The 13,627-nt window shown below is 39.4% G+C and carries 11 protein-coding genes and 1 pseudogene; 10 read left to right on the top strand and 2 right to left on the bottom strand.

Annotated elements, in window-relative coordinates; translation table 11 throughout:
- Positions 1-32: 32 nt before the first annotated feature.
- Positions 33-683 (top strand): O-methyltransferase, encoded by a 651-nt coding sequence (locus BQ5364_RS12155; RefSeq protein ID WP_004611395.1) that lies wholly within the window; start codon positions 33-35, stop codon positions 681-683.
- A 3-nt stretch (positions 684-686) separates the two neighbouring features.
- Positions 687-1,913 (top strand): peptidase U32 family protein, encoded by a 1,227-nt coding sequence (locus BQ5364_RS12150; RefSeq protein WP_004611394.1) that lies wholly within the window; start codon positions 687-689, stop codon positions 1,911-1,913.
- Between the two features lie 29 nt (positions 1,914-1,942).
- On the opposite strand, the pseudogene BQ5364_RS12145 reads toward BQ5364_RS12150, so the two are convergent.
- Positions 1,943-2,302, bottom strand: a pseudogene (locus tag BQ5364_RS12145) (sigma-70 family RNA polymerase sigma factor); the annotation flags it as partial.
- The gene (locus tag BQ5364_RS12140; RefSeq protein WP_071144388.1) at positions 2,235-4,088 is read right to left on the bottom strand and encodes a recombinase family protein; all 1,854 of its coding nucleotides are present in this window, start codon (positions 4,086-4,088) and stop codon (positions 2,235-2,237) included. The pseudogene BQ5364_RS12145 and the gene BQ5364_RS12140, both read right to left, overlap by 68 nt.
- Before the next feature lie 313 nt (positions 4,089-4,401).
- On the opposite strand from BQ5364_RS12140, the gene BQ5364_RS12135 reads away from it, so the two are divergent.
- The 8 genes from BQ5364_RS12135 (at position 4,402) to BQ5364_RS12100 (ending at position 13,623) form a co-directional block, all read left to right on the top strand.
- Positions 4,402-6,030, top strand: coding sequence for an ABC transporter substrate-binding protein (locus tag BQ5364_RS12135; protein WP_071144387.1), 1,629 nt, complete (start codon positions 4,402-4,404; stop codon positions 6,028-6,030).
- A gap of 215 nt (positions 6,031-6,245) precedes the next feature.
- Positions 6,246-7,199, top strand: a complete 954-nt coding sequence (locus tag BQ5364_RS12130) for an ABC transporter permease (RefSeq protein WP_071144386.1) — start codon at positions 6,246-6,248, stop codon at positions 7,197-7,199.
- Positions 7,200-7,232: 33 nt separating this feature from the next.
- A complete protein-coding gene (locus tag BQ5364_RS12125; protein WP_071144760.1) occupies positions 7,233-8,066 on the top strand; it encodes an ABC transporter permease in 834 nt (277 codons plus the stop codon).
- Between the two features lie 20 nt (positions 8,067-8,086).
- Complete coding sequence (locus tag BQ5364_RS12120) at positions 8,087-9,079, top strand: ABC transporter ATP-binding protein (protein ID WP_071144385.1); 993 nt, start codon at positions 8,087-8,089, stop codon at positions 9,077-9,079.
- Between the two features lies 1 nt (position 9,080).
- Positions 9,081-10,067 (top strand): ABC transporter ATP-binding protein, encoded by a 987-nt coding sequence (locus BQ5364_RS12115; protein WP_071144384.1) that lies wholly within the window; start codon positions 9,081-9,083, stop codon positions 10,065-10,067.
- Complete coding sequence (locus tag BQ5364_RS12110; RefSeq protein WP_071144383.1) at positions 10,064-11,416, top strand: hypothetical protein; 1,353 nt, start codon at positions 10,064-10,066, stop codon at positions 11,414-11,416. The genes BQ5364_RS12115 and BQ5364_RS12110 overlap by 4 nt, the downstream gene beginning before the upstream one ends.
- A 15-nt stretch (positions 11,417-11,431) precedes the next feature.
- Positions 11,432-12,466: a Gfo/Idh/MocA family protein gene (locus tag BQ5364_RS12105; protein WP_071144382.1), complete on the top strand. Its 1,035-nt coding sequence runs from the start codon at positions 11,432-11,434 to the stop codon at positions 12,464-12,466.
- A gap of 47 nt (positions 12,467-12,513) precedes the next feature.
- Positions 12,514-13,623 carry a uroporphyrinogen decarboxylase family protein gene (locus BQ5364_RS12100; protein ID WP_071144759.1) on the top strand — a complete coding sequence of 370 codons (1,110 nt, stop codon included), beginning with the start codon at positions 12,514-12,516 and terminating at the stop codon, positions 13,621-13,623.
- The last annotated feature ends 4 nt before the right edge of the window (positions 13,624-13,627 follow it).

Raw genomic sequence — 13,627 nt, 5'->3', positions numbered from 1 at the left:
GGTTTCGTTATGAATAGAGGAAGGTAAGGGACATGATAGTAGATGAACGTATGGTGACGTTTATTCATTCGCTGGAGACGGAAAACAGTGAGATACTGGAGACGATAGAGAAAGAAGCGCTCGATACTTATGTGCCGATTATCCGAAAGGAGATGCAGAGCTTTTTGAAAGTACTTTTGCAGATCAAAAAGCCGATGCGGATATTGGAGGTCGGAACAGCAGTTGGATTTTCCGCACTTTTGATGAGTGAATATGTTTCGGAAGATTGTAAGATTACAACAATCGAAAAATATGAAAAGCGGATTCCGATCGCCCGCGAGAACTTTAAAAGAGCAGGAAAAGAAGAACAGATCACACTGCTTGAGGGAGATGCACTGGAAATCTTAAAATCACTTGATGAGACGTATGATTTTATTTTTATGGATGCGGCGAAAGGGCAGTACATTTATTATATGCCGGAAGTGGTTCGTCTGTTGGAACATGGAGGTGTGCTGGTGTCAGACAATGTGCTGCAAGAAGGAGATATCATTGAGTCCCGGTTTGCGGTAGAACGCAGAAATCGCACGATCCACAGCAGAATGAGAGAATATTTATATGAATTGAAACACCATAAATTATTGGAAACTTCCATTATCCCATTGGGAGATGGAGTAGCACTTAGTACAAAGATAAGAGAGGAATAAAAAATGGCAAGACATCCTGAATTATTAATTCCGGCAAGCAGTCTGGAAGTATTGAAAACAGCAGTTATGTTTGGAGCCGATGCGGTATATATTGGAGGAGAGGCATTTGGACTTCGGGCAAAAGCAAAGAACTTTTCGATGGAAGATATGCGGGAGGGAATCGCATTTGCCCATGAGCATGATGTGAAAGTGTACGTGACTGCAAATATTTTAGCTCACAATGATGATTTGGAAGGCGTGAGGGAATATTTTCAAGAATTGAAAGAAATCAAACCGGACGCGCTCATTATCGCAGATCCTGCAATTTTTGAGATTGCGGGCGAGATTTGTCCGGAGATAGAGCGTCATATCAGCACGCAGGCGAATAACACAAATTACGGTACATTTAATTTTTGGCATAAGCTTGGCGCAACCCGTGTGGTTACAGCGAGAGAATTGTCTTTGGAGGAGATCAGAGAGATCCGTGCAAATATTCCGGATGATCTGGAGATTGAGACATTTGTACATGGTGCAATGTGTATTTCTTATTCAGGACGCTGCCTTCTGAGTAATTTTATGGTCGGAAGAGATGCGAACCGAGGAGCATGCACACATCCGTGTCGATGGAAATATTCAATCGTAGAGGAGACAAGACCGGGCGAAGTGATGCCGGTATTTGAAAATGAAAGAGGCACTTATATTTTTAACTCGAAAGATTTGTGCATGATCGAGCATATTCCGGAACTTTTAGAATCTGGAATTGACAGCCTGAAAATTGAAGGTCGTATGAAGACAGCGCTTTATGTGGCGACTGTTGCAAGGACATACCGTAAGGCAATTGACGATTATCAAAAAGATCCGAAACTTTACGAAGAGAATATGCCATGGTATTTGGAACAGATATCTAATTGCACATACCGTCAGTTTACTACCGGATTTTTCTTTGGAAAGCCGGATGAGACAACACAGATCTATGACAGCAATACCTATGTGAAGGAATATACCTATCTTGGTATTATCGGAGAAGAAAAAGAGGGAACCTATCGGATTGAACAGAGAAATAAATTCTCTGTCGGAGAGACGATCGAGGTGATGAAGCCAAATGGCGAGAACGTTGAAGTCACTGTAAAACGGATTCTCACAGAGGACGGAGAGGAGCAGGAAAGTGCACCGCATCCGAAACAGGTGTTGTATGTGGATTTGGGAATCAAAGTGGATGCATATGATATTTTAAGACGACGTGAACCATAAGAAATTGTGGCAGTTAGAACTGCGGGATTCTAAAAAAATTCCCGCAGTTTTTCTATTGCACTTTTTTCAATACGAGACACATAGGAACGAGAAATACCAAGCTGAGCGGCGATTTCCCGCTGTGTATATTCTTCCTCGTCGTAGAGACCGTATCGCATTTTCAAAACAAGCCGCTCGCGAGGTGAAAGTTCAGATTCAACTTTTGTGTAGAGCATTTTAATATCCTCTTTGAGAGCAACCTTTGTCTGTGCATCATCATCGTCAGCTTCTATGATGTCAAAAAGCTGTATTTCGTTTCCTTCACGGTCTGTGCCGATTGGTTCATAGAGAGAAATCTCTTTCGATACTTTCTTTTTGCTGCGCAGCATCATCAAGATCTCGTTTGCTATCCTCACCCCAATGAGTTTTTGAGCCGTCAGCGATTTCATCTTCATAATCCACATCACTGAACCGTTCCAACTCTTCTAAGTCGTCTTCTGTGCTGTCTGCTTCATTTGCTTGATAGGAAAGCGGCGGATATTCAATTTCATCATCCTGCACCCCGAAGAGGATAATATGGGCGTTGACACCGTCCCATACAACTTTGCGGACGAGTGTGCGGATCGCCGCACGTTTCTGTTCTACGGTCATTTCATCTATGCTTGTCTTGAAAACGGACAGCAGTTGCCGCATGACGTCAAATTCGATATCGCTGAAAGTGTGCTGGGAAGTCAGTGCTTCCAGTTCATGGATCCGGGTGTCTGTTTCCTCACATTTCTGATTCAGCTGTTCAATGCGTCGTGCCACCTGATTCCTAACCGTGCTGTCACCCAAATCGGCCAGGGAATCAACCAGACCTTCAATTTTCTTTTCCAGTTCTTCTTTCTCATGACCGATAGAAGCCAGCTGATCTTCATAGGCTGCACGGTTGCCGGTATAGAATTTCCGGCTTTGTTCCAGCTGGTCAATGAAGAAACCTTTGTCATCTTCCAGCAGCTTGATCTGCTCGATCACAGCCAGATCCAGTGTGTTCCCATTGGCATTTTTACTGTTGCACATTGAACGTTTGCTGCGCTCTTTTAATTTGCATACATAAGTGTATATCGGCTTCCCGTCAGCAGTTTTTCGCTTGCTGATCTTCGGATACATACGGCTGCCGCAGGTGCAGTATAAAAGACCGGTCAGGAGTGCTTCGTTATTCCGAGGCTTTCGGTATGCCTTACTTTTATTCCGATCCAGAGACTCCTGTACAGAAATCCAGACTTTGCCCGGAACAATGCCCTGATGCAGACCTACCGCAACAATCCATTCATCGGGCGGAAGATAGGTGACGGCTTTCCCTTTTTCCTGTTTGGTGCGGTTATATACCATCATGCCATGGACGCTGTCGAATTCATCTTTGGCAGAATTAAGATCTGCGTTCTCTTTTACAAAAAAGTTATATGCGTTTACATCCGCGATCATGTAAACCGGATTCTGTAAGATAGACTTGATTGAAAAACGGGTAAAGAGTTTATTGTTTTTTGTTTTAAGTCCCCGCTTTATTAATTCTGCTTCTACAGAAGTCAGAGAATCGTGTTCGATATACAGGCTGTAGATCAGACGGACAATTTCTGATTCTTCCGGTATCAGTTTCAGCTTGCAGGCCTTTTTTGCTTTCCCGTCTATGGTAACTTTCTGTACCGATTCTGAGGCATATCCTGTGGGAGTTGTTCCCCCAAGCCATCGTCCGGTTTTCGCCAGTTCATGCATATTATCTCTGATACGCTCGGCTATGGTTTCACGCTCCAGCTGGGAAAAAACAGAAGCTATATACATCATGGCCCGTCCCATGGGAGTTCCGGTATCAAACTGTTCTCGGATAGATATGAAAGCAATGTCCAGTCTTGACAATTCTTCAATAAGGCTGGAAAAGTCACTGATATTCCGGCTGATTCGGTCCAGGCGGTAGACAATGATCGCTTTGAACTTACGCTGCCTTGCAGCTTCCATCATTTTTTTAAAGTCCGGCCGGTTGAGATTGCCGCCGGAAAAGCCTTCATCCTCATACACTAAAATATGATCCTGTGGAATTTCAGTATAATGAGTTTGAATATATTCTTTACAGAGTTCTATCTGATTCCCGATACTTTCGCCTTTTCCGGTAAACTTTGATTTCCGGGAATAAATGGCAATGTACTTCTCATTTCCGTTCATGGTTTCCTCCATATTTTATGATATATGACATATAAAATTATAACATAAAGTATAAATTGGGTAAATAAAAGATCGTGCAAGATATATAAAGCTATTTTGTTACATTGCTGAGATTTGTTTTGATAAATTATGATTCTTTGTTATATGTGTCGTTTTTTTCTTTTCAATGCAAAAAAATAGTAATATAAGCTCACGTTTTTATTAAAAATACTATCATTATCTATTGAAAGTTGTTGACAATATACAAAAACGAATATATAATAATAGAAAATAAAAACATACAAAAGTAAACGAAAAGACAAGGAGGAACTGTATGAAAAAAGCGAAAAAAAGAATATGGATTAGTGCGATTATTGTGGCTGTGCTTGCATTGACGGCATGTGGAAGCAAAACAGAAAGCACCGATTTGGAAGAAACAAATACGAGTCAGGAAGAAAAAGTTGTAACAATGGCATATGATCAAACATGGAACAGCTTAAATCCTTATTCGTCTACGGGGGTGGTAGGTGATACAGTTTGTAACCAGATGTTTGATAATTTGGTTGCAGTAGGTGCACAAGGAGTTTTGTATCCACGGTTGGCAGAGTCGTGGGAAATGAGTGATGATTATATGACTATAACATTTCATTTGAATCCTGATGCAAAATGGCAGGACGGCGAGCCTGTAACTGCAGATGATGTGGTTTTTACTTGTAAGATGATAACAAAAGCAGAAATTACGACAAGCAGAAGACAGTTTTTTCAGAATATTGCGGGAACAGATGAAAGTGGGGTAGAGACATCTACAGATAGCGTTGAGGTAGAGAAGATTGATGATTTAACAGTGTCAATGAATTTGAAAAAAGCAATGTCAGATACTATGTTTTTGAAGCAGGCATCCTACTTTTTTGTTTTGCCGGAGCATATGTTGAATGATTTGGAACCGTCGGAATTTATGGAAGCAGATTTTTGGAACAATCCGGTTGGAAATGGTCCGTTTATGTTTGAAAGTACAGTGCCAGGAGAACGCGTGGTATATACTACAAATCCCGATTATTATCTTGGGGATATTGATTTTGACAAACTTGTGATCAGATGTATTTCATCTACCAATATTCTTGCATCGTTAATGAGCGGTGAAGTTGATTTAGTACCTGGAGGAAGAGTGTCGTTCCCGTTGGAAGATATTCCGATGGCTGAAGAACAGGATTATCTGACAGTGGAGTCTTTGGAGTCTCCTGGTCAGGTATGGATTATTGTCGATAATGAGAAGTTTGATAAAACCACACGCCAGGCATTTGATATGGCTATTAACAGAGAGGAAATGGTTGAAGAATTATTGGATGGAAAAGGAAAAATTAGAGAAGGAATGTATGCAAGTAATAATAAATACTATGATCCTGCCATTTCAGAAGTAAGTTTTAGTAATAAGTATGATCCAGAACAAGCGAAAAAGATTTTGGAAGAGAATAATTTTGATTTTTCTCAAGAATTACTTATTCTTTATGTTACTGGAGACAGTCTTCGTGAGCAGACTGCAACGTTATTTCAACGTGATATGGAGGAAATAGGAGTAAAGGTAAATGCTCAATCAGTAGATTTGTCGACAATGATGCAGATGATGCGTGATAAGGAAGCTGATTTTGCAATAATGAAAACTTCAAGTGATGGTGCTAATCCGTTGGAAAATCAGGACTTCTTTACAATAGGGGGGGTATATAACCTTGCACATGTAACAGATCCAACAGGTCAGGAATTATATAGCAAAATTGCAACGGCACTTACGGAAGAAGAAGAAAAGAAATATACGAGTGAACTGCAATTATGGCAGGCTGATGCGTCATGCTATTACTTTCTTTATGCACCGGACATAACGGTTATTTATAATAATAGACTCAGCAATATGAATACAAGCGACATGTCTTCGTCTGTATTTGATTATTGGAATTGGAAAGTTAAGTAAATATATTTGCCCTTATTATATGGATTCTGCATTTGGGGTAATATAGTGATGAAACGGCGTATTGTTGAATTAGTTTTACAAGAATACGCCGTTTTGATTTAAAAAGCTTGAAAACGATAATAAACAATTGTAAATGAAAGAAAATATTGACAAATTAAATAATAAACGATAATATATAAGTATAAAAATAATAAGACAGGAGGAGTCGAGAATTAATGGCGAAGTATATTGTTAAACGAATGTTGATTGCCATACTTACATTTCTAGGAATAACAGTGCTTGTGTATGTTTTGGCATCTTTGGCTCCGGGGAGTCCGGTGGAAATGATACTTGGAAGTACTAGTAATTTGACGGAAAGTGACGTGGAAAGGTTAGAGGCTCAGTTAGGACTGGATCAGCCGGTATATGTTCAGTATCTCATATGGTTGAAAAATGTACTCTCGGGTAACCTTGGGACGTCGTATAGAACAATGCGACCAGTAGCGGGAATGGTTGCTGAGAGAATAGGTCCGACATTAATGCTTACGGTTACAGCCCTTATTATTGCCCTTGTTATTGCAATCCCGTTAGGGATTATATCGGCATATAAACCTTATTCTGCATGGGATTATGGCTCGTCTGTATTTGCTTTTATTGGTGCGGCAACTCCTAATTTTTTTGCGGCTATGATTCTCATTTATGTGTTTAGCATAAAGGCTGGATGGTTGCCAACAAGTGGCATGTATGATGTGCAGGGACCACAAAATTTAGCGACATTGGTACACCATATTATTCTTCCGGTTATAACTCTGATGCTTCAATATGTAGGTGTTTATACGAGATATATGAGAAGCAGTATGCTGGAAGTGTTAAGTGATGACTACATAAGAACTGCTCGGGCAAAAGGACTGAGAGAAAAAACGGTGATTTTTAAACATGCTCTAAAAAATTCATTGATTCCATTAGTTACACAAGTAGGTTTATCACTTCCGGCTTTGATTGGAGGCACTATTATTACAGAACAGGTGTTTGGCTGGCCGGGGATGGGTACGTTAATGGTTCAGTCAATTAATTACAGGGATTATCCAACAATAATGGGAATTACTGTGTTGATTGCAGGATTTGTTCTGGTAGGAAATATTGTGATTGACTTGTTTTATAGTGTACTGGATCCAAGGGTGTCCAGGTGATTGGAGGTAGATAAAGTGCAGAAGAGTTCATATATGAAAGATGTAATAAAAAGATTTTGCACACACAGACTGGCTATGGCAGGCTTATGCGTGTTGTTGGTAGAATTAGTTTTACTCTTTCTTTTGCCATTACTTATGAAGTTGGAACCTTATGAAATTTACAGCGGATTTGGTTCCGCCCCTAGTAAAGAACATATATTAGGGACAGACAGCACAGGTCGGGACTTGTTTGCGAGATTAATTTATGGTGGAAGGACTTCTTTATTTGTTGGATTTTTTTCTGTATTGATCAGTTTTGCAATCGGAGTTCCTCTGGGAATGATAGCAGGGTTTTATCGCGGAATAGCGGAAACAGTTATAATGCGTATTGCTGATGTTTTTCTGTCATTTCCATCAATGGTATTTGTATTAGTACTTGTTTCAGTGATCGGTCCTTCAATAACATCGGCGACTGTTGTGATTGGTATAATGGGGTGGCCAGGATTTGCCAGGCAACTATATGGAAGCGTTATATCTGTCAGAGAAAAAGATTATATAGAAGGGGCGAGAGCTATTGGAACATCTAATTTTGTTATTATGTTTCGCTATATTTTGCCCAACGCTTTTGCTCCAATTATTATTGCGTTTACTTTTGGTATTGCAAATGCTGTTTTGCAGGAATCGGGACTTAGCTTTTTAGGAATGGGAGTACAGGTTCCAGAAGCATCTTGGGGGAATATGTTGTATGCAGCACAGTCAGTTTCTGTTATATCTTCTAAGCCATGGATGTGGCTTCCGCCAGGAATATGCCTGTTGATAACAATTTTGAGCATTAACTTGTTTGGAGATGGATTGAGAGATGCTTTGGACCCGAAAATGAAAATATAGTCAGATTTGGAGGAGTGAAGATGGAAAGCACCGTATTGAATGTCAATAATCTGAAAGTAGGTTTCTGGTCAGATAAAGAACTGTTTTATGCCGTACAAGACGTCAGCTTTTCCTTACAGCGAGGAAAAACTTTAGGAATTGTTGGAGAAAGTGGATGCGGAAAAAGTGTAACTTGTTTATCGATGTTGAAACTGCTTTCTGAGAGAAATACAAAGATTGATGACGAGTCGTCTGTAAAAATTCATGATCGTGAACTGACAGAAGTAAGTAAAAAAGAAATGTGCCGAATCAGAGGAAATGAAATTGCAATGATTTTTCAAGATTCAATGACTTCGTTAAATCCGGTTATGACTATTGAGAAGCAAATGATGGAACCATTTATTATTCATCAGAATATGAAAAAGAAACAGGCACGACAGAAGGCGTTGGAGATGTTAAAAAAAGTTGGAATACCATCGCCTGAAGCAAAAATGAAGCAATATCCTCACCAGTTGAGTGGGGGACAAAGACAAAGAATTATGATTGCAATGGCGTTATCGTGCAATCCAGAAATATTGATTGCGGATGAACCAACTACCGCATTGGATGTGACGATACAGGCACAGATTGTGAAACTTATGAAGGAATTACAAACTAATTCCGGTACGTCTATTATCCTTATTACACATGATATGGGAATTGTTGCAGAAATGGCTGATGAGATTATGGTGATGTATGCGGGAAATGTAGTGGAAAAAGCAGAAAAGAGAGAGCTTTTTAAAAATCCCATGCATCCTTACACACGAGGATTGCTTGCTTCCATTCCCTCTTTGTCGAAAAGTGTTGATCGTTTATATACAATTGAAGGTGTTGTTCCGAGCTTGAAGAAAATGCCTAAAGGTTGTAGGTTTTGCGACAGGTGTCCATCAGCAATGACAAGGTGCAGAGAGGAGAATCCTGAATTGATACATAGGGAAGGACGGATGATTCGTTGTTTTTTATACGACGATACAAACAGAGAGGAGTCAAATTAGTATGGATCATAACGAGAGGTTTATACGGATTGAGGGATTGACCAAAGAGTTTGACGTTGGAAGAAGTTTTTTGGAAAAAGGACAAAAACTTAGAGCGGTTGATAATGTATCTCTTGACATAAAAAGAGGAGAGACTTTGGGGTTAGTTGGAGAAAGCGGTTGTGGAAAGTCTACATTTGGAAGATGTGTTCTTAGACTTATTGAGCCAACTGAAGGGAAAGTTTTGTATGAGAACAAAGATTTGCTGCAATTTAGTAAAGATGAAATGCGGAAAATGAGACGAAAATTGCAGATGGTTTTCCAGGATCCGTACGCGTCACTTAATCCGAGAATGACAGTAATGGAAATAATTAAAGCGCCGCTTGATGTGTATAAAATTGGAACTAAAGAAGAACGGATTGAAAAAGTGCTTGAAATGGCAAAAATAGTCGGCCTAAATGCTGATGCGATGAATCGGTATCCACATGAGTTTTCGGGGGGGCAACGTCAAAGAATAGTTATTGCAAGGGCATTGATTTTAAATCCAGAATTTATTGTGTGTGATGAACCGGTCTCGGCCCTAGATGTATCTATAAGGAGTCAGGTTCTAAATCTGATTCATGATATCCAGAAGAAATATAATTTGTCTTACTTATTTATTTCTCATGATTTAAGTGTAGTAAAGCATATAAGTGACCGAGTTGCAGTTATGTATTTGGGAAGTATTGTAGAAATAGCGGAGAAAAATGAACTGTTTTCTAATCCGCTTCATCCGTATACCCAAGCGCTGTTATCAGCTATTCCAATTCCGGATGTAGATGCAGAAAGAAAGCAGATTTATCTTGAAGGCGAGGTTCCGAGTCCGTTAAATCCTCCAAGCGGTTGCAGATTTCATACACGCTGTCAATATGCTTCCCAAAAGTGTAGAGAATTAAGACCTGAATTAAATGATATTGGAAACGGCCATTGTATAGCATGCCATTGTGCTGGGAAGGAGAAGGAAAGATGAATGTAGGGAAATGTATTATACAGCCTTTATATTTTAGGGAAAGAAACGAAAGAGAACAAAAAGAGTATGATGAGCAGATGAAAAATATTTCTGCTTTATACGAGGATGAAGCAGAATTCCTTCCTGAAAAGATGCTTGGTGAATGCGTGCCGGAACAGGCAGATGCGGTTGTTTTTCCGCAAATGATTGGTGCGGTATATCGGAGCGGTGAATTGATTAAATGCATTATGAAGCCAGTTATTCTTATGACGTCACAGTTTGGAACTGTTGAAATGTGGGATTGGGAAATTGCTGCATATTTAAGAGAAAATCTTAACATGGACAATGTTTTTACACCGTACAATGTAGATATAGGAAAAACAATTCTCCGTTCAATTGCATTGAAAAAGATTTTAAAAAATAAGTGGAAATTTCTTATTTTTCAAGATTCGCCGGGAGAAGGTATGCAAGCCAATATTTTTAAACGATTCTATTGGTGGGAAAAAGAATGCGTCAATAAAATAGAGGATTATTTTGGTACAAATATTGTTTATAAAAGCTGGAAGGAGATAAATCAAAAAGCTGAAACTATTTCCGATGATGTTGCCGAAAGAGTTTGGCAGGAAAAAAAGGTGCCTGCAGAAGGAGTGGACAGACTATCTGCTGTCAGGGCAGTTAAATTGTATTTGGCAATTCGAGATGAAGTAGAAAAAGAAGGAAATGTATTGGGGGTAGGAAGTAATTGTCTGAATGAGTCGTTCCTTTCTGGAACAACACCTTGCCTGGCTTGGAACTGGTTATTTGAATATGACAAGATTTTATGGGCGTGTGAGGGTGATTTGGTTACTCTTCTGAGTGAAGTTTTGTTTTATTATTCAATGAAAAAACCGTTAATGATGACAAACATCTATCCATTTCTTGTGGGAATGGCAGCTCTTAAGCATGAGAAAATTGATAGTTTTCCTGAAATAGAGGACAGTGATAATCATGCGTTAGGTGTACATTGTGGATATTTTGGTTTTTTGCCCCAAAGTTTTTCTGAAAAATGGATTTTAAAACCCAAGGTGCTGGAAATTGTAAATGATCATGCCGTTATGCCGGATGCAGAAATGTCTTGCGGCCCTGTGGTTTTGGCAAAGATTCATGCCAATATGAGGAAAATAACAGTTATAGAAGCAGAATTGAAGAGATATGTAGGATATCCTGGTTCGGATTGTAGAAACGGGGCAATTTTCCATTATAAAAACAAGAGTGGGCATAAAATTATGGAAAGTTTGTCTTCTCATCATGCTATTGTGATTCAAGGTGATGTTGCACATCTTATTCAGCAGATGGGAAAGGTTTTTGATATAGAAGTAGAACTGTTTTAGTGAGGGAAATAATAGATGAAACTTAAAGTCGGTGTAATAGGTTGCGGGGGGATTGCCACTGGAAGGCATATTCCGGCGTATATCAATAATCCCAATACAGATTTGGTGGCAGTGTATGATTCGTCTGTAGAAAAGGGAGAGAAAATTGAAGAAGAGTATGGAGTAAAAGCGTATAAGAATCTGAGTGAGATGTTAATGCATCCGGGGCTTGAAGCTGTAAGTGTATGTACGCCGGAAATGACTCATAGAGATATTGTTATCGAGGCATTGAAATCAGGAAAGCATGTTTTATGTGAAAAGCCAATGGCTCTTGACTCAAAACAGGCGGAAGAAATGCTTAAGGTGGCAAAAAAAACCAAAAGGATTCTTATGATCTCGTATAATCAGCGGATTTACGAACCTCATTGGAAAGCAAAAGAGTTGTTAAAACAAGATATAATTGGAAAGCCAATAGCTTTTCGAAGTTTCTTATCGCATGGTGGTCCGGAAATACCGTATATGGAAAGGACTGGGCGATCCGATTTTTTTGACAAAAACGGAGGGAACGGTGGCGTTCTTTTATCGGTAGGCTGTCATCGTATTGATCTGATTCCTTGGATGTTTGAAACGCAGATTACAGAAATTATGACTTTTGCAACTGTGTTGGATAAGAAAAAATCAAATGGAATACCTATTGATAATGAAGATACCGCTATGTTGCTCCTAAAGTGTCAGAATGGGTTAAGTGGCATGTTATATACAAGTTGGTGTGTGTATGGGTGTAATGATCGTGAAACTCATATTTTTGGTACAGAAGGGGTTATGAAATTGTTTGAAGACCCATGGTCGATTGCAGTTTATAAGAAGAATGGTGAAAAAATATTTTATGATTTAAAAAAATGGGCGGCAAGAGGATCTGAAGGAGCAACGGAGATTATAAACAGATTCATTTCTTGTGTCCTAGAAAAGAAAACACCATTTGTAACGCCGGAAGAAGGAGTGCAGTGCATGAAAGTTCTTGACGCTGCGCGTAGATCGGCTAAGACGGGAACATGGGAAAAAGTATATTAAAAACAGACAAGTTCTGTTTTGATAAAAAAGAAAAGGAGGATGTGTATATGATAACACACAAACAAAGAATTGAAGCTGCATTGGAAGGAAAAATTTTAGATCGCCCGGCATACGCTATGTGGGGGCCACATTTTAATCTAGAAGATAGAAATGTTAAAGATTTTACTGATGCAACTATACGGTATCAGGAAGCCTATGATTTTGATTTTATTAAAGTGATGCCGAATGGAATTTATTTTACGGAAGATTTTGGACAGGTTATTCGTCCGGCAGAAAATTATTTGGATGATACATGGATGAATACACTTCAGTTTGCGATTAAGGATCCTCATGATTGGGCGAAAATAAAAGTGCCGGATTTAAAAAAAGGTGCGCTTGCAAGGGAAATAGAAGTGGTGAAAAGATTGTGTGATCATTATCAAGGGGATGTGCCTGTCCTTCCTACTATTTTTAGTAATATTGTATGGATGGGGGAGATGACAGCAGGACATTATCATCAGGAAGTCATTGTTTCCCAATTTAAACAATCTGAGAAATACGCAAAAATGGGTATGGAAGTAGTTGCTGAGACAAATGAACGACTGATGGAAGCGTTTGTAGATGCAGGTGCCGATGGTTTCTTTCTTGGATATCAAATGGGAATGTATGAAAAAATGGGTAAAGAAATGTATGAGGAATGTGCTGCGAAATATGATCTTAGGAATCTAAATGCAATAAAAGATAAAACATGGTTTAATCTTGCACATTTGTGTCATGGCGATAGAAATGATACCGATCAGTTTATGGATTATCCTGTTCAGGCATTTAACTGGGCGGATACACATAAAGAACATAGAACGTTAAGAGAAATGAGGGAGATTACGGATAAAGTTTTGATCGGTGGTTTGGATCATGATTTGGGATCCAGTGGCTATCTGTCTATTGGAGATGGTTCTGTCGCTCCGGGAACGACTGATCTTTCTGGATCAGACAGGGAAAAAGTTAAGCAGGTAATACGGCGGCGCTTAGAAGAAGGAATGAAAGCCGCAGGTCCCAAATTTGTCCTTTCAGGTGGATGCGGATGGAATCATGATGCACTTCACAGATTCCCTCTGGTGCGTGAGGTGATTGATGAGGTGGCAGATGAGATTGCAAAAGGAAAAAATTTTTACGAATAAAATG

Source organism: Coprococcus phoceensis (assembly GCF_900104635.1).
GTDB classification, from domain to species: domain Bacteria; phylum Bacillota; class Clostridia; order Lachnospirales; family Lachnospiraceae; genus Faecalimonas; species Faecalimonas phoceensis.
The sequence above is the reverse complement of the archived record's forward strand: the minus strand, read 5'-3'. Positions and strand labels throughout refer to the sequence as shown.

What these genes read in the sequence shown, in the direction of transcription:
- BQ5364_RS12155 (WP_004611395.1), top strand. Translation starts at nt 33, where the DNA reads ATGATAGTAGATGAACGTATGGTGACGTTTATTCATTCGCTGGAGACG.
- BQ5364_RS12140 (WP_071144388.1), bottom strand. Translation starts at nt 4,088, where the DNA reads ATGAACGGAAATGAGAAGTACATTGCCATTTATTCCCGGAAATCAAAG.
- BQ5364_RS12120 (WP_071144385.1), top strand. Translation starts at nt 8,087, where the DNA reads ATGGAAAGCACCGTATTGAATGTCAATAATCTGAAAGTAGGTTTCTGG.
- BQ5364_RS12110 (WP_071144383.1), top strand. Translation starts at nt 10,064, where the DNA reads ATGAATGTAGGGAAATGTATTATACAGCCTTTATATTTTAGGGAAAGA.
- BQ5364_RS12130 (WP_071144386.1), top strand. Translation starts at nt 6,246, where the DNA reads ATGGCGAAGTATATTGTTAAACGAATGTTGATTGCCATACTTACATTT.
- BQ5364_RS12115 (WP_071144384.1), top strand. Translation starts at nt 9,081, where the DNA reads ATGGATCATAACGAGAGGTTTATACGGATTGAGGGATTGACCAAAGAG.
- BQ5364_RS12135 (WP_071144387.1), top strand. Translation starts at nt 4,402, where the DNA reads ATGAAAAAAGCGAAAAAAAGAATATGGATTAGTGCGATTATTGTGGCT.
- BQ5364_RS12150 (WP_004611394.1), top strand. Translation starts at nt 687, where the DNA reads ATGGCAAGACATCCTGAATTATTAATTCCGGCAAGCAGTCTGGAAGTA.
- BQ5364_RS12105 (WP_071144382.1), top strand. Translation starts at nt 11,432, where the DNA reads ATGAAACTTAAAGTCGGTGTAATAGGTTGCGGGGGGATTGCCACTGGA.
- BQ5364_RS12100 (WP_071144759.1), top strand. Translation starts at nt 12,514, where the DNA reads ATGATAACACACAAACAAAGAATTGAAGCTGCATTGGAAGGAAAAATT.
- BQ5364_RS12125 (WP_071144760.1), top strand. Translation starts at nt 7,233, where the DNA reads ATGAAAGATGTAATAAAAAGATTTTGCACACACAGACTGGCTATGGCA.